Consider the following 16749-nt stretch of genomic DNA (forward strand, 5'->3'; position numbering starts at 1 on the left):
TTAATTACACACTATCCAAATGATATTCTGCTTTTGCCGAAATCGGCGTTTTTGAGGTAGAAAGGTTACTTTCATGTTAAATAAATCTTTACAACAAATTCGTTGCAGTTTCGGTTATTTGCGAGATATAATTAGATTTGCACATTCTCTAAGAATTGTTTTTATCAAATGAGTTCAATCGAAATAACGAAAGACACCTACCTGATGTGGTATGAGTCCATGCTCCTGATGCGTAAGTTTGAAGAAAAAACTGGTCAATTATATGGCCAGCAAAAAATACGCGGATTTTGTCACCTGTATATTGGGCAGGAAGCAGTGTTGGCCGGCGCCATGTCGGTTATGCGCCACGAAGACAGTATGATAACTGCCTACCGCGACCACGCGCACGCTTTGGCAAAAGGTACGCACCCAAACGCTATTATGGCCGAGATGTATGGTAAAGCAACCGGCTGCTCAAAAGGCAAAGGCGGCTCGATGCACATGTTCGACAAAGAAAACCATTTTTATGGCGGGCATGGTATTGTAGGCGGCCAGATCCCTATGGGTGCAGGTGTAGCTTTTGCTGAAAAGTATAAAGGTACCGATAACGTAAACATTGCCTATATGGGCGATGGTGCTGTACGCCAGGGTGCATTAACCGAAACCTTTAATATGGCCGCGCTGTGGAAACTCCCGGTAATTTTTGTTTGCGAAAACAATGGTTACGCCATGGGTACATCTGTAGAGCGTACTACCATACAAACAGATATCTATAAATTAGGCTTGCCTTACGGTATCCCTTCATCTCCTGTTGATGGGATGGACCCGGTTGCAGTGCATAACGCTATGGACGAGGCTATCTCACGTGCACGCCGCGGCGAAGGCCCAACCTTCCTGGAAATGCGTACGTACCGTTTCAAGGGCCACTCGATGAGCGATCCGCAAAAATACCGTACCAAAGAAGAGTTGGAAAGCTACAAGGCAAAAGACCCTATTGAAGTGGTAAAACTTGCTATACAAAAAGAAGGCTACGCCAACGACCAATGGTTTGAAGAAATTGAAGCCAAAATAAAAGCACAGGTAGACGAAGCGGTGAAATTTGCCGAAGAGTCGCCATGGCCTGAGGCATCGGAACTTTATACCGATGTTTACGTGCAGCAGGACTACCCTTACATTCGCGACTAATTATTATACCTAAAATATTAACAACAAACAGTATATGGCTGAAGTAGTTAAAATGCCCAAAATGAGCGATACCATGACCGAAGGGGTATTGGCAAAATGGCATAAAAAAGTTGGCGACAAGGTGAAATCGGGCGATGTTTTAGCCGAGATAGAAACCGATAAAGCCACTATGGATTTTGAATCGTACCAGGACGGCACCGTGCTTTACATTGGTGTTGAAGAAGGTAACGCTGTACCTGTTGATGCTGTTATAGCTGTATTGGGGAAAGAAGGCGAAGACTATAAAGCACTGTTAGACGGAGCAGCATCTGCGCCGGCCGCACCTGCCGCCGAAGAAAAAGCGCCGGAAGCTGCTAAGCCGGAAGAAAAGCCTGCTACCGCTCCAGCACCTGCAGACGCGAAGCCAGCTGCTCCTGTGGAGGCAAAACCAAAACCAAAAGTAGATCTGTCAAGCATTCCGGCCGCCGTAATACGGATGCCATTGCTTAGCGATACCATGACCGAAGGAACTATTGAAAAATGGTACTTTAAAGTTGGCGATACCGTAAAGGCAGATGATTCCCTTGCTGACGTGGCAACCGATAAGGCCACCATGGAAGTTGTGGGCTACGAAGCCGGTACGCTGTTATATATAGGTGTTAAAGAAGGCGAAGCCGCCCTTGTTAATGGCATTATAGCCATTGTAGGTAAAGCCGGTACCGATATTACCCCGTTATTGGATGGTGGTACTGAAGAAGTTGCAGCAGAAAGTGGTAGTGGCAGCGAGACTGAAACTGAACCAGCTGCATCTGCTGATTCAACTGCAACCGCTACTGCAACTGCCTCATCTGGTTCTACCGAAGACGATAGCCGTGTAAAGGCATCGCCTTTAGCGCGTAAAATTGCAAAAGATAAAGGCATTAACCTTAACGATGTAAAAGGCAGCGCAGATGGCGGCCGCATTATTAAGAAAGATATAGAGAGCTTTACACCATCGGCTGCCGCGGCACCGCTGGCCCAGCCTGCTGCTGAGAGCGCTGCACCTGCCGCCGCTACATCAGCTCCGGCTGCTGCACCTGCGAAGGCACCGGTTGTATTGCCAACCTTTACAGGCGAAGAGAAATTCAGCGAGCGCGCTGTTACGCAAATGCGTAAGGCCATTAGCCGCAGGTTATCAGAGAGCTTGTTCACCGCGCCGCATTTCTATGTTACCATGTCGATAGATATGGACCAGGCGATCATCGCCCGTGGTAAAATGAACGATGTTGCGCCGGTTAAGATCTCCTTTAACGATTTTGTATTGAAAGCCTGCGCCGTTGCCTTAAAACAACACCCTGCTATCAACTCATCGTTCCTGGGCGATAAGATCCGTACCAACGAGCATGTACACATTGGCGTAGCCGTAGCGGTAGACGAAGGCCTGCTGGTACCGGTTATTAAATTTGCCGACGGTAAATCGCTTAGCCACATCTCACAAGAGGTAAAAGAGTTTGCCGGTAAAGCAAAAAGCAAAAAATTACAACCTGCCGAAATGGAAGGCTCTACCTTCACCATATCAAACCTTGGTATGTTTGGTGTTGACGAGTTCACCGCTATTATTAACACACCAAATGCATGTATCCTTGCGGTAAGCGGTATACAAGCGGTTCCGGTTGTTAAAAATGGCGCGGTAGTACCAGGCAATATAATGAAGGTTACGCTAAGTGCAGATCACCGCGTGGTGGATGGCGCATCAGCTGCCGCATTCCTGCAAACACTAAAATCACTACTGGAAGAACCGGTGAGGATGATGATATAATTGATTTCGAATTTCGATCTCGGATTTAAAAGAGCGCTGGATATCAACGATCTGAATTTATCGTCCGAGTTTTTTACAGGTAAAGCCGCTTTAAGCCTTACCCTGGCGGCCAAAAATATTGCCGATGTAAATTAACCGACAGCGAAGGCAAAGCTCTTTGGAGCGATAAAGCCGCCGGCGTCAGTTTCCGCAAAAAAATAAACCTGCCCCGCAACAGGATTTGCTTTTTGACCGTAAAACAAAGCGCAAATGTTGCCGTGAAGCGGATTGTTAAAGAGAATTAAATAGCAACATATAGTTGCAGTGGCAGTATACAAAAGGCTCTTCGGATATTCCGGAGGGCCTTTTGTATATTTAGGGAATTTGCAACCTGCCAGGTTAGGCACGAGTAGCCTTTTCCCACAGCCAGCTCTTATAATGGCACTATATTGTGTTGCACCACAGCTTTACAATTTGTAATAACTTATTAAGAATGAAAAAAACTGCATGTTAAATAAAAAAATACTTTCACTCGTCTGTTTATTTATGCTATCAGGCTGTTATAAGATGACAGAGTTTAGCTATTTAAGTATAACATTTAACGACAGCCGTATAAACAGCATTTTCTTGACCAAATATGTTGATAGTGTAGTAAATAAAAACTTAATCATCCCCGATTCGATAAATTACATCTTCCTATCAGGAGAGCCGTTAAAAGAGCAAGAGCGCATTATTCACTTTAAAAATAATCCTGATGAATGGTATATGATTAATTTTAACGCCGCGCCATGTTGGATAGAAACAATTTACTGCAAAAACCTTACCGATACTTTAGTCAACAATAGAACTTTATTAGGGGATAAAGAAATAGATCGGATTGCAAATAGGTTTAGAACAGAAGTTATAAATCAAGCAGAGCATTATGGCAGAAAGCAGTCGCTGCCAGATTCTATACTTTATGATGTTCCTAAATAACAAAATTAGTCCCGCTGCCAGCAGCGTATAAAGGCTACCCACAGGAAGGTAGCCATCATGCAAACTATACACGGTGAAAAGCAATGCCGCTCTGCTAAGCCAACACAAGCCGGGCACGCTTGCGACTATCACCAATTACACCCCCATCTCTGTACTGTACATTTTTCTGAACTCGGACGGGTTTATGCCTTTGTGCTTTTTAAATACCCTGTTCAGGTGGCTTTCGTCGGTAAAGTTAAATTCGTACACAATTTCGTTTATGCGCATATCGCTGTGCAACAGCCTTGTTTCAATTAATCGCATTTTATAATTGGCTATATAATTCTGCAGGGTATCGCCTGTTTGTTTTTTAAAATACCGGCCCAGGTAGTTGGGAGAAATATTAAAAAGCCTGCTCAGTTTTTCGGCCCGTAAATTTTTAGGGTCGAGAATGTTTTGCTGAAGGTAATTTAACATATCCAGGATAGGCTCGCCCGTAGCTTCATTGATATTCTTGGGGAGCTTTAAAGCAATATTGCGGGCAACAATGGTAATTATGGTGTTAATTATCTGCTCTGATATGCGGTTGTAATACAGCTGCTGATTGGTTTGCTCGGTAAGGATGCTGTTGATAAGTGATGCAATCAGGGGCTTATCGGCTTTGTTTTTTAAGATACAGCCCGGCCGATGGCTTGCATTCTGCAAAATATAGGTTACCTGCCTCACAGCGTCTTTGTCCTTGCTGATGTTATCCTTCACATACAGTTCGTTAAACCGAAGGAAAAAGAACGTGGTAGGGGTATCAATGTCAAATGAATACACATCCTGCGGCGTAAGTAAAAACAAATTCCCCTTGCGATAATTGAAATGGTTTTTATTTACGGTTTGTATGCCGGTGCCATCTTTTACATAGATCAGCTCAAAAAAATTATTCCGTTTTGCCGGCCTGCTGTAGCGTTGCAGTTCTATCCATTCTATTTCGTACTGCCGGTATAACGTTGCTCCCTTCATGAGTGTGAAAGTACGGAATAAGTGTAAAAATGTACAGATAACCAAGGAGATAAATTGTACAATTTTGCTTTATGCAATTAAGCTGTTGCGACCGTTTCAGCAAAAGCAGCGCACAGAATTCACCATAAAAGCAAAAAAAAATGAAAAAAGCATTCGCCCTTATTTTATTGGTCTTCTCCGTTTATTCGGTAATGGCTCAAACCAATAACACCCGTTCAAAGCCAAATAAAGGAAAGATCATAGCGCCAAGAGGTGGCCAATCTTCCATGTTCCCCCTCGCCGGCACGTGGACGCTGAAAGCCGCGGAGGTAATCCTTCCAGACGGAACCCATATTACCGACCCTGGCTTAGGTAAGGATGCAAAAGGTGTTTTAATGATTGATGCGGAGGGGCAGTACTCCCTGCAAATTTTCAAAACCGACCGGCCCAAATTTGCATCGGGCGATAAGAAACGCGGCACCCCCGGAGAATACGCCTCGGCCCTTTTGGGGCTCAGCACACATGCAGGCCACATTAAAATAGACACCGCCAAAAAGCTATTGCAGTTTGATATCGACTACGCCGCATACCCCAACTGGGAGCACACCAGCCAAACAAGGCAGTACACGCTTAAAGGCGACGAGCTATATTATCAATTGCCCGCCAATGCAGGAGCCGGAACCATTGCGGCCTCTATTTGGACACGTGTGAGATCAAAATAGTAAAGAGATTTACCCCGTTGTTTACGTACCGTATACCGCCATCGTTTATATCCCCCGTTAGGGGTAACCGCGGAAACATATTACAGTTCCGAAAATTTCGCAGTTAGGTGGAAAAACAAAAAGGCTTTTCGGAATAATCCGAAAAGCCTTTTATATGTTTAAACGGTGCAGCAGTTAAAACCACTCACCATCCTCTACTTTCCACTCACTTAAAACGGCAGATCGTCGTCATCAGCGGTTGAGCTGATATCTGCAGGGGCCGCATATTCTGGTGTGCTGGCTGTGCCTGCGCTACCTAATGCATTCAGTTTCCAAAGCTGCAGGGAGTTAAAATAGGTTTTTTTACCTGTTTTATCTGTCCACGGGCGGCCACGCAGGTTAAAGAAAACTTCAACGTCTTCGCCAACCTTCACATTATCCAGCAATGCGCAACGATCCTGTATAGCTTCAAACTTCAAATACTCGGGATATTGTGGGTTCTCGATATATTCAAGTATTAATTCTCTCTTTTTTAACGACTCCGTAACCTGTGTGGTTGGAGACACTTCATACACTTTACCTTTGATTTCCATAGTTCCGAAATATTTAAAATGTAAAGTTAGCAGTAAGAAATTAAAACCGGGGTTATTTATTCATAAATTCGCAAAATATATCATGCAAGTTTTCCACACCGAGAGTAAAATCATAATCACCTGCAACAAAAGGCTTTCGCCTTACCTGCAGCAGGAAGTTGAAGCACTGGGCTTTACGCCCACCCGTGTTTTCCAAACAGGCGTTGAGTTAGTTGGTACCGTTACCGATACCATTGCGCTTAACCTTAACCTGCGCTGCGCAAGCCAGGTGCTATACCTATTAAAAAGCTTTACAGCCGAAAACCCCAACCAGCTTTACGATGAGCTGGTGCAAATAGAATGGGAAAAGCTGATAGATTTTACCGGCTATTTTTCGGTAACATCTAACGTTAATAACGAGCACATCCTTACCCCGCTGTTTGCCAACGTAAAGGTAAAAGATGCCATTGTTGATAGGATAAAAGCGCAAAAAGGCATCCGCCCAAACAGCGGTGCCGAAGCCAACAAAACCGTTATCAGCCTGTACTGGCAGGATGACAAGGCCGATATCTATATAGATACATCGGGCGAAACCCTGGCCAAGCACAGCTACCGCAAAATACCGGGCAAGGCACCTATGCTGGAAGCGCTGGCGGCATCAACCATTATTGCTACCAAATGGGATATGAAGAGCACCTTCATCAACCCGATGTGTGGGTCGGGCACTTTAGCTATCGAGGCCGCTTTGCTGGCTACCGATAAGCACCCGGGCCTGTTCCGCATGAATTATGGCTTTATGCACATTATGGGTTATGATGAGCAGGTATTTTTTGTAGAGCGCCGTAAGCTGAAGGATAAAGCAAAGAAGGCGGTCGATTTTAAAATTATTGCTACAGATATTTCTGACGATGCCGTGGATATTGCCCGCAAAAACGCAAATACTGCCGGCGTAGAACATTTAATAGAGTTTAGCGTTTGTGATTTTGCGGATACGGAAGTACCGGAAGGTCCTGGCGTGGTAATGTTTAACCCCGAGTACGGCGAGCGCCTTGGCGTGCATACCAAACTGGAAATAACGTACGCCCGTATTGGCGATTACCTTAAAAAACAGTGCGGCGGTTACCGCGGTTACGTTTTTACCGGCAACCCGGACCTGGCCAAGAAGATTGGCCTGCGCCCTACCCGCAAAATTGAGTTTTACAACGGCAAATTAGATTGCCGACTGTTTGAGTACGAATTGTACGAAGGCAGCAAACGCGAACCAAAAGTAGATTAAATGAAGAAGCTATTAATTATTGCCTTGTTATTATCATCAGTTTATTGCAAAGCACAGGAAGGCGACCTGGCGTTCCCTTTCCAGGGGGGCAACCCGGTAATGACCCGTTTTTTTAAAGATAGCCTGCAAATTGGCAACGATATAAAAGCGAAAAAAGCTACCGGCATGGCGGTGTTTAAATTCACAGCAGATGTTAATGGCAACATCCAAAAAATTGTGATCTATTACGCCGATGATTACCTGCTAACCATGCCGGTGATCCAGGCGCTGAAAAAATCAACAAAAAAATGGATCATCCCGAACAAGGAGAAATTTCATGATTTTATCATCCCGTTCTCTATCGGTTACAACAGCCCATCATCCGGCGAAGCCGAAGTGCAAAAAGCGGCCTACGATTTTTACAGCACCCGCAAACCCATTGTATCTAACGACCAGATCCCGCTAAACTCGGCAACCTTACTGCCCACCGTGGTAATCAAATACGACCTGTAATTAATTGGGGGTAGCCCCAAAATTACCGTCTAACCATTTTCTACAAAAACCATCAGGCAGTTTTCCGATGGTTTTTGTGGTATTATATTCTTCCTAAAAAGTATAAAATCATCCCTTTTTTTCGATAAAAACTGCAAAAACAAGGAAATTTTCGAATGCATTTTCGGTGTAAAAGGGATATTTACCCCGAATTTATTTCGTCCACTCCTCTATATCAAAAAATTTCTGGCCCGATTTTTTCACAGTTAATTACATGGTACATTGTTTTTTTCCGAAAAAAAATTAATTACAACCATATAAATCAAAATCCGTTTGTAAAAGAATTTCGTTTGTATGTTAATTAATAATCCCCCTGTAAATAGTGATGATGAAGAACTTACTAAATTTTAAAGTAAAAGCAGTAGCTGCCAACATTCGCAATAAGCGCGAAGAATTAAATTACACGCAGGAATATTTAGCCGCAAAACTTAATATTTCGCAAAACGCATACAGTAAAATAGAACTGGGCTACACCAAAATAACACTCGAACGCCTGTTCCAGATAGCTGATGTTTTAGAGACCGAACTGATGGAACTCATCAAAACCGAAAAAGCCGAAGCCGCATAATTCCTTTTTTATACACCAATCTTATTCCCTGATAAATATATTTGCAGCAAATTGTAAAAGATGAGCGTAGCAGATATTATAGCCCAAACCACCGGTTTTGTACAGGACACCCTAAAAAACGCAGAAGGAGGCCACGACTGGTGGCATATTAAGCGTGTACATACCAATGCCAAACGCATTGCCCAAACCGAAAATGCCGATATCCTGATTGTTGAACTTGCTGCCCTGCTGCATGATATTGCCGATAGTAAATTCCACAACGGAGATGAAGAGATAGGCCCCAGAACCGCCGGCGATTTCCTTACCGGTATCAATGTTGATGCCACCATTGTTGAGCATGTGCAGCAGATTATCAGGCACATGTCGTTCAAATCAAGCTTTGATAAAGCCACATTTTATTCGCCGGAACTTGCTGTGGTACAGGATGCTGACCGGCTTGACGCCATTGGTGCCATTGGCATTGCCCGCGCATTTACTTATGGTGGTTTTAAAGGCCGCGAAATATACAACCCCGAATTAAAGCCCAACCTTAGCATGAGTAAGGCTGAGTATAAAAACACCACCGCCCCTACCATCAATCATTTTTACGAAAAGCTTTTATTGCTAAAAGATAAAATGAATACCGAAACCGGTAAACAATTGGCGCAGCAACGCCACGAGTTTATGGAAAGCTATTTACAGCAGTTTTACAGCGAAGTACAGTAATCACCCATTTCTATCATATTGTTATGAATAAAGCCCCCCTTATTCTTTTTGCAGCATCCCTGTTTATTTGTACAGCCAGCCTTGCGCAGGATACATTTAAAAAACAGCGGTTCAATTTCCATTTTCAACAAACGGTAATTACCCAGTCTAAACTGGGTTTTAGCGCGCCTTACACAGGCGATCACAGCTTATCAACCTTAAAAGAAACCCAAACCTCGCTAACCACAACCTTTTTTGGTGGTGCAAGGTTGTGGAAAGGAGCGTCCGCCTATTTTAATCCTGAGATGTCGGGCGGCTCGGGCCTTAGTAAAACGCTTGGTGTAGCCAGTTTCCCAAATGGCGAAACCTTTAGGGTTGGCGGCGCGGAACCTAAAATTTATATAGCCCGCCTGTATTTGTCCCAGAATTTTGAATGGGGTACCGAAAAAAACACCCTTGCCGATGATGTGAACCAATTAGCCGGGCTAATAAGTAAACGCTACCTCAACTTTACCGTTGGCAAATTTGGCATGGCCGATTTTTTTGACGGGAACGAGTTTAGTCACGATGCCCGCTCGCAGTTTATGAACTGGAGCTTAATGGATAACGGTGCGTGGGACTACCCCGCCAATACCCGCGGCTACGTAATGGGCGCTATGGCCGAATTGGGCCAACCAACCTGGGCCCTGCGCTTTGCCTTTACCATGACCACTACATCTGCCAACGGTGCCATTTGGGACCAGCAGGTAGCCCATGCCAACACCCAGGCCCTCGAATACGAAAAACGCTACACACTTAACGGGCGCAAGGGCACAGTAAGGTTGTTGGGCTTCCGCAACAACGGCAAAATGGGCGATTATCGCCTGGCGCTGGCTAAAAACTCAGTTAATCCCGTTGTAGATACCAACTTAGTTTACGGGAAGCACAAGTTTGGCTTCGGCATAAGCGCCGACCAATATCTGGGCGATAACTTTGGTGTATTTGCTAAAGCAAGCTATAACGACGGCAAAACCGAAACCTGGGCATTTACCGAGATAGACCGCTCGGTAAGTTTAGGCGCTGTGCTAAAAGGCGGCGGTTGGAACCGTAAAGATGATGAACTGGGGCTGGCGTTTGTTGGCAACGGCATATCTAAACCCCACCGCGATTACCTGGCGGCAGGCGGCTATGGCTTTATTATAGGCGATGGCAAACTAAACTACGCCACCGAACTGATAGCTGAACTTTACTATAAAATTAACGCCTACCAGGGCAAACTTTGGCTCACGCCCGACTACCAGTTTATTGCCAACCCCGCTTATAACCATGATAGAGGCCCTGTAAACGTATTTTCGTTAAGGGCGCATGTTGAATTTTAATGGTTAGGCTTTATCGATACTTATTTTCGTGCCCGTTAAACTAACGGGCACGAAACAAGTCAGTTAACAAAACCCGCTCAAACTCTTATGAGAAAAGTATATTTTGCACTCTTGATCTTCGTGGCCACACAAACCGCTTTTGGGCAGGAGAAAAACAATATCGGTAAATCGCTGGTGACCTTTAAAATAAAGAATGCCGGGTTCACCATTGGCGGCTCTATCAGTAGTTTGCAAGGCACCGCGGATTTTGACCCTGCAAATTTAGCTGCCAGCAAAATTGAAGCGACAGCCGATGTAACTACGATTAATACCGATAACGAATTACGCGATGAACACCTGAAGGGTGTGAATTTCTTAGACATATCTAAGTACCCCAAAATCACAATACACTCTGTTTCCTTCAGTCGCAAAAATTCCGGCAACTATATAGGGCAGTTCAATATCACCATTAAAGATAAAACCAAACTCATCAGCATCCCCTTCAGCTACAGTAACGCCGGAGGAGCATCGGTATTAAAGGGCACCTTCAAAATTAATCGTCTCGATTTTGGGGTTGGTGGCAGCAGCATGATACTTTCGGATGAAATTGCCATCACCATAGAAGCTGAGGCCACAAGCCGGTCCTGATTTTTAGTAACAATTACTTAACGCTGCACGGGCAGGCAGGCTGCAAAATCATCGCATACAAAGTGTAACTTTACACTATGAATTTGCGTGTATTAGTGCTTATTAACTCGGCGGCGGTAGCCATCAGCCTTTCGGCGGTAAATTATTATTTTCAGCATAAGTGGTACGATATGATGATCACTTTCCTGGTGACCCTCATCAGCAGCTACATTGTATTTTACTACCTCATAGAAAAATACATTTACTCCAAAATAAAACTCATTTACAAGCTCATTCATAACCTTAAACTGGGCCGCGACCTGCGCGACGCCCTGGGCGAACACGTAAGCGCCAACCCTATAAAAGATGTAGAAGAAGAGGTAAAAGAATGGGCTATGCTTAAAAAGATAGAAGTTGACGAGCTGAAGAAACAAGAACGTTTCCGCCGCGATTTCCTGTCTAACATCTCGCATGAATTCAAAACGCCGCTTTTTGCCATACAGGGTTATATTGAGGCTTTGCAGGATGATGACTTTGAGGACAAAGACCTCGCCGCCAACTTTTTGGAGAAGGCCTCAAAAAATGTAGACCGGCTGAGTTACCTGATCAAAGATCTGGATGAGATCTCCAAGCTGGAATCGGGCGAGATCCCTATCAATTACAGCAAGTTTAAAATAAACGACCTGGTAAAAGACGTGTTTGAATCTTTGGAGCTAAAAGCTAAACACCACAACATCAGGCTTACCTTTAAACAAAAATACGACGACGGCATCTACATAAATGCCGACCGGGAGAAGATCCGCCAGGTGCTGGTGAATCTGATAGACAACTCCTTTAAATATGGTAAAGAAGGCGGCGAAACCTCGGTTAGCATCTTCACTCTGCACGAACAGGTGCTTGTAGAGGTTACCGATGATGGTATGGGTATCGAGGAAAAGTTCCTCCCCCGCCTTTTCGAGCGGTTTTTCCGTACCGATACCAGCCGTTCCAGGCAAATTGGCGGCTCGGGATTGGGGCTGGCTATTGTAAAACATATCATAGAAGCACACCAGCAAACCATCAACGTACGCAGTACCGAAGGCCTGGGCTCCACCTTTGGTTTCACCCTCCAAAAAACCAAGCAGATCTTACCTTTTCCAAATATACCAGTGTTAAAAAGTTAACATTAACTTAACATTGCAACCGTACCTTTACACCAAATAATAAAAAAATGTCACTTAACAGTATTTTCCAGTACTTCGTCCCAAAGGACAAAAAAACCTTCTTCCCTTTATTTGAGCAGGCAGCAAGCAACGTAGTTACCATGGCAACTATCTTAGTTGAAGCAGTTAACAGCAGCAACCCGGCTACTCAGGAAGAATTGTTCAGACAGATAGATAAACTGGAAAACAAAGGCGATGAGCTAACCCACCAGATATACCTGGAACTGGGCAAAAACTTCATTACCCCGTTTGATCGTGAGGACATCCACGCTTTAGCTACCGCTATTGATGATGTTGCCGATTATATACATGGCGCTGCCAACCGCATGAGCCTTTACAAGATAGATGATTTTAACGAGCACATCCGCAAGTTATCAGACCTTATCCTACAGGCAGCAGGCGACCTGGAGAAAGCCGTACGCGAATTAAAAGATCTGCGCAACGTACGCGCCATTGCAGATTCATGCATCCGTATAAACAGTGTAGAGAACCAGGCCGATTACGTTTTCGACCGCGCCGTTGCCGACCTTTTCCTATACGAAACAGATGCCATTCGCCTGATAAAATACAAAGAGATATTAGCCGCATTAGAAACCGCTACAGATATGTGCGAGGATGCTGCCAATGTAATGGAATCGATTTTAGTTAAAAACGCCTAAGCATATACTTATTTTATAATAAATGGTTACCACCTTATTAGTCGCTGTAGTTGCCCTGGCACTCATATTTGATTATACCAACGGCTTCCACGATGCGGCCAACTCTATAGCAACCATAGTTTCAACAAAAGTATTAACACCTTTTCAGGCGGTGTTACTTGCCGCAGTATTTAACTTTGCCGCTTACTTTTTTATAAAAGACCACAAAGTTGCCAATACCGTTGCCAAAATTGTAGTAGAGCAATACATTACCCTGCATGTTATATTAGCCGGGCTTATTGCCGCCATTACCTGGAACTTAGCTACCTGGTGGTTTGGGATCCCCTCAAGTTCGTCGCACACACTTATTGGTGGTTTTGCAGGTGCAGGTATCACCAATGCCTTATACCTGGGCGCACCGGCATTAAGCGCTGTAAACGCCCACTATATATTAACCATTGTAGCTTATATTGTATTGGCTCCTTTTATAGGCTTAATTATGGCCTATATTATCACCATATTGATACTGCACATTTGCAAGCGCGCCAGGCCTGCAGTAGCCGAGCGTTGGTTTAAAAGATTGCAACTGGTTTCTGCAGCTATGCTAAGCTTTGCACACGGTACAAACGATGCCCAAAAAGTAATGGGTATTTTATACGTAGCGCTAATTGCCTCAAAGGTAATTAACAGTGGCGCACCAATGCCCGAGTGGGTACCACTGGCCTGTTATTCGGCCATATCATTAGGCACCATGAGCGGCGGTTGGAAGATCGTAAAAACGATGGGATCAAAGATCACCAAGATAACCCCGCTGGAAGGCGTTGCAGCTGAAACAGCAGGTGCGCTTACCCTGTTCATGACGGAGCGTTTGGCTATACCGGTATCTACCACACACACTATTACCGGTTCCATCATAGGGGTAGGCTTAACCAAGCGTGTATCGGCAGTACGCTGGGGCGTTACCATTAACCTGGTTTGGGCATGGATAATTACCATACCTATCTCCGCTTTAATTGCGGGGCTTGTTTTTGTACTGATACATGTAATAGGATAAGCGTATCTTGGCAGCAGATTTGCTTGATACCTATTATGAAAAAATCCTTATTCTTTATCCCTTTACTTTTTATCCTGCTTTCCGGCTGTGATACGCTTAACCAGGTAGCTCAAAGCACCATACAGCAATACGGCAACCCCACCAGCCTGGAGATAGGCAACGGGCTTAAGCAGGCGCTTGAAATTGGCACCGGCAAAAGCTCCGACCAGCTATCGGCTGTTGATGGTTTCTTTGCAAACGCAGCCATCAAAATACTTTTTCCGCCCGAAGCACAAAAGGCGGAGAGAACCCTCCGCAGCATTGGCTTAGGCAAACTGGCCGATAACGTAATACTATCCCTTAATCGTGCTGCAGAAGATGCGGCTAAAGGCGCTAAACCCGTTTTTGTTGCTGCTATTAAGCAAATGACCATACAAGATGTTACCAACATTCTTTTGGGTAATCAGGATGCCGCCACACAATACTTTAAACGCACCACCTCCCTGCAGTTGGCTGCCAACTTTAAGCCTATTATACAGGCAAGCCTTAACAGGGTAGGCGCTACCAAATATTACGGCGATGCCGCTACCGCTTATAACAAGGTGCCGTTTGTAACTAAGTTAAACCCCGATATAAGCGATTACGTAATGCAAAAGGCCATTGATGGTTTATTTGTTGAAGTAGCAAAAGAAGAGCTTAACATCCGCTCAAACCTATCGGCGCGTACAACACCGCTGCTGCAAAAGGTATTTGGTTATTACGATAAGAATAAAAGATAAAAGCGTTCCCGGAGAAATCGGCGAGGTTTATTTGATCAAAAATTCCAGCTGAAGCGTTTTTTCTTCGGGCTTACCGTTAACATTACCAACCCATTTAGGGCCGTCGGCTATTATGCTTACGGCCTTTTTATTTGCCGCGGGGCTTAACCCTTTAACCACAGTGATATTACTTACAGCACCCGTTGGGCTCACTGTAAATTTAAGCTCTACCACACCGGGCTTTTCGCCGGCAGGTAAATAGCTTTTCTGCGCAAGGTATAACTGGTACATTACCCATCCTTTTTGCGGGTGAGCCAAATTACTTACAGCACCGGCAACATTTGAATACCCCGCTCCCGATGCATCATTGGCAGTGTTCGCATTCATTGCCACCGCATTAAACAGGCCGCTGCTTACACTTACCTTTTTTGATTCAAACCCCGAATAAGACACTTCAACGGTTTCTTTTGAGGCGGCGGCAGGAAGCGTAAATCTGCCATTGGCATCCGTTTGGGTAACAATAGCAGGCATTCCTCCAACTTTAATGGTGGCCCCAATCAGCGGCGTTCCCTGGTTATTAGCAACCCTGCCTGAAAAAAAGCCCGGGGGTAAATTTAGTTTGTTCAGCTCGTATGCATTATCCGTCCGTTTATCTTTAATGATCGCTACGCCCTCCGCCTTACCTATCAACGGCTGCGACGTAGCCTTCTTAGTGACCGCCACTGTAAGCGGCATCTCTAAACTGTCTTTTTGCTTGGCTATGGCACCAATTACCATTTCATCCAGGGGGGTGCTTTCAGCATTGGTCGCAGAGGCGGGCACCATGGCTATCTCGGCAACCGCGGGCGGTTCTTTCGCGTCGGCCAGTGCCAAGGGTTTCTTTTTGAGTATATCAACTTCCTTGTCTGCGGCAACTGGCGCGTACCTATTTCCTAAGACAGGAGATATCACCGTTTTTTTATTTGGTTGTAATGCGGCCATGCTGTTTGCCGATGGATCTGTTATAACAGGCGTAGTGGCAATAGTATCCGCTTTAACCTTTGGCAATTCGGTCACCTGCGCAGTTTGCATCGGTTTACCGTTATCGTCACCTCCTTTATACAGCAAGCCTACCACTATCATAAAACCTACAACACCGGCAGCTATAGATATGGTTGTCCATGGGATAATGCGGCGCTCTTTTTTATTAACCCTTGTGTTTAACTGCCGGGCCAACAGATCAAGGTTGGCCTGCTGGTTGCCGGCGCTCTCCTGGTAGCCCTCCAGCGCGTCCATCAAAAACGGATCGTGCTGGGCTTCGCGCTCCAGTTGGTGCATAGCTTTGGCATCAAGCTCCCCGTTAAGGTACTTCTGTATCTGCAATATGTTGGCCCTCTGCTTATCCACCGTGTTTCTCCAGGCAAAGCTTTAAGTTGCGTTTGCCGTTTTGTATATAGCTTTTTACTTCGTTTAAGGTAAAGCCTGTTAGTTCTGCAATTTCTTTATAGCACTTCTCATCTAAATAAAACAAACGCACACTTTGTTTTTGCGCGGGCACCAGTTTATCCATACAGCGCTCTAATGCCTGCAAAGCTTCTTCCTTATTAGCATCATTATCATCAGGATGCAAAACCGGGCTAAATTCCATAAACTCATCCATCCCAACCGTAGGTGATTTTTTATCGGCACGCAATTGCATCAAACAATGGTTGCGGCTAAGCACATAAAGCCAGCTCCTAAACTGCTTCACCTCGTGCTGTTTTACCTTTACCACCAATTCTTCAAATATTCCCATCACCGCGTCGCGGGCAAGCTCTTCATCCTTCAGATACTTTAGGCAAACACCAAAAACAAGGGGCATGTGCCGTTCATATAACTTCCCCAATACGCTTATATCGGCGTTTACGCGATAGCTGTTAACCAGCTCTTCATCTGCGGTATCATCGGGCCTAACTGGTTTTCTGAAGAAGTTCATTAAA

19 protein-coding genes are annotated in these 16749 nt (G+C 44.9%); 15 read left to right on the forward strand and 4 right to left on the reverse strand.

The window, feature by feature from the left end:
• Positions 1-168: 168 nt before the first annotated feature.
• The 4 genes from pdhA to EPL05_RS16950 all read left to right on the forward strand — a co-directional run bounded on the left by pdhA (position 169) and on the right by EPL05_RS16950 (position 3895).
• On the forward strand, positions 169-1164 hold the full coding sequence (gene pdhA / locus EPL05_RS16940) for a pyruvate dehydrogenase (acetyl-transferring) E1 component subunit alpha (protein WP_128535178.1): 996 nt from the start codon (positions 169-171) through the stop codon (positions 1162-1164).
• Positions 1165-1198: 34 nt separating this feature from the next.
• Positions 1199-2941, forward strand: a complete 1743-nt coding sequence (locus EPL05_RS16945) for a dihydrolipoamide acetyltransferase family protein (RefSeq protein WP_128535179.1) — start codon at positions 1199-1201, stop codon at positions 2939-2941.
• Positions 2942-3076 carry a hypothetical protein gene (locus EPL05_RS24500; RefSeq protein WP_262708199.1) on the forward strand — a complete coding sequence of 45 codons (135 nt, stop codon included), beginning with the start codon at positions 2942-2944 and terminating at the stop codon, positions 3074-3076.
• Between the two features lie 351 nt (positions 3077-3427).
• Entirely contained in the window at positions 3428-3895 is a 468-nt protein-coding gene (locus tag EPL05_RS16950; RefSeq protein ID WP_128535180.1) for a hypothetical protein, read from the forward strand.
• Between the two features lie 135 nt (positions 3896-4030).
• Here the strand turns inward: EPL05_RS16950 and EPL05_RS16955 are convergent, their stop codons facing one another.
• On the reverse strand, positions 4031-4885 hold the full coding sequence (locus tag EPL05_RS16955; protein ID WP_128535181.1) for an AraC family transcriptional regulator: 855 nt from the start codon (positions 4883-4885) through the stop codon (positions 4031-4033).
• A gap of 140 nt (positions 4886-5025) precedes the next feature.
• On the opposite strand from EPL05_RS16955, the gene EPL05_RS16960 reads away from it, so the two are divergent.
• Entirely contained in the window at positions 5026-5586 is a 561-nt protein-coding gene (locus EPL05_RS16960; RefSeq protein ID WP_128535182.1) for a lipocalin-like domain-containing protein, read from the forward strand.
• A 209-nt stretch (positions 5587-5795) separates the two neighbouring features.
• On the opposite strand, the gene EPL05_RS16965 is transcribed toward EPL05_RS16960, so the two are convergent.
• Positions 5796-6158 carry a DUF3127 domain-containing protein gene (locus EPL05_RS16965; RefSeq protein WP_128535183.1) on the reverse strand — a complete coding sequence of 121 codons (363 nt, stop codon included), beginning with the start codon at positions 6156-6158 and terminating at the stop codon, positions 5796-5798.
• An 82-nt stretch (positions 6159-6240) separates the two neighbouring features.
• On the opposite strand from EPL05_RS16965, the gene EPL05_RS16970 reads away from it, so the two are divergent.
• The 10 genes from EPL05_RS16970 (at position 6241) to EPL05_RS17015 (ending at position 14812) form a co-directional block, all read left to right on the forward strand.
• A complete protein-coding gene (locus EPL05_RS16970) occupies positions 6241-7413 on the forward strand; it encodes a THUMP domain-containing class I SAM-dependent RNA methyltransferase (RefSeq protein ID WP_128535184.1) in 1173 nt (390 codons plus the stop codon).
• Positions 7414-7905, forward strand: a complete 492-nt coding sequence (locus EPL05_RS16975; RefSeq protein ID WP_128535185.1) for a hypothetical protein — start codon at positions 7414-7416, stop codon at positions 7903-7905.
• A 364-nt stretch (positions 7906-8269) separates the two neighbouring features.
• The gene (locus EPL05_RS16980) at positions 8270-8512 is read left to right on the forward strand and encodes a helix-turn-helix domain-containing protein (protein ID WP_243837315.1); all 243 of its coding nucleotides are present in this window, start codon (positions 8270-8272) and stop codon (positions 8510-8512) included.
• Positions 8513-8572: 60 nt separating this feature from the next.
• Positions 8573-9217, forward strand: coding sequence for an HD domain-containing protein (locus EPL05_RS16985; RefSeq protein WP_128535186.1), 645 nt, complete (start codon positions 8573-8575; stop codon positions 9215-9217).
• 23 nt (positions 9218-9240) lie between these two features.
• The gene (locus tag EPL05_RS16990) at positions 9241-10554 is read left to right on the forward strand and encodes a carbohydrate porin (protein WP_128535187.1); all 1314 of its coding nucleotides are present in this window, start codon (positions 9241-9243) and stop codon (positions 10552-10554) included.
• Positions 10555-10641: 87 nt separating this feature from the next.
• Complete coding sequence (locus EPL05_RS16995) at positions 10642-11181, forward strand: YceI family protein (protein ID WP_128535188.1); 540 nt, start codon at positions 10642-10644, stop codon at positions 11179-11181.
• Between the two features lie 77 nt (positions 11182-11258).
• On the forward strand, positions 11259-12323 hold the full coding sequence (locus EPL05_RS17000; RefSeq protein WP_128535189.1) for a sensor histidine kinase: 1065 nt from the start codon (positions 11259-11261) through the stop codon (positions 12321-12323).
• A 47-nt stretch (positions 12324-12370) separates the two neighbouring features.
• Positions 12371-13021, forward strand: coding sequence for a DUF47 domain-containing protein (locus tag EPL05_RS17005; protein WP_128535190.1), 651 nt, complete (start codon positions 12371-12373; stop codon positions 13019-13021).
• 22 nt (positions 13022-13043) lie between these two features.
• On the forward strand, positions 13044-14054 hold the full coding sequence (locus EPL05_RS17010) for an inorganic phosphate transporter (RefSeq protein WP_128535191.1): 1011 nt from the start codon (positions 13044-13046) through the stop codon (positions 14052-14054).
• Positions 14055-14089: 35 nt separating this feature from the next.
• The gene (locus EPL05_RS17015; protein ID WP_128535192.1) at positions 14090-14812 is read left to right on the forward strand and encodes a DUF4197 domain-containing protein; all 723 of its coding nucleotides are present in this window, start codon (positions 14090-14092) and stop codon (positions 14810-14812) included.
• 27 nt (positions 14813-14839) lie between these two features.
• Here the strand turns inward: EPL05_RS17015 and EPL05_RS17020 are convergent, their stop codons facing one another.
• Together EPL05_RS17020 and EPL05_RS17025 are read right to left on the reverse strand one after the other, a co-directional pair.
• A complete protein-coding gene (locus tag EPL05_RS17020) occupies positions 14840-16177 on the reverse strand; it encodes a carboxypeptidase-like regulatory domain-containing protein (protein ID WP_128535193.1) in 1338 nt (445 codons plus the stop codon).
• Complete coding sequence (locus EPL05_RS17025) at positions 16170-16745, reverse strand: RNA polymerase sigma factor (RefSeq protein WP_128535194.1); 576 nt, start codon at positions 16743-16745, stop codon at positions 16170-16172. The genes EPL05_RS17020 and EPL05_RS17025 overlap by 8 nt, the downstream gene beginning before the upstream one ends.
• Positions 16746-16749 lie beyond the last annotated feature (4 nt).

Origin of the sequence: Mucilaginibacter gilvus, from assembly GCF_004054195.1 — a bacterium.
GTDB lineage: Bacteria > Bacteroidota > Bacteroidia > Sphingobacteriales > Sphingobacteriaceae > Mucilaginibacter > Mucilaginibacter gilvus.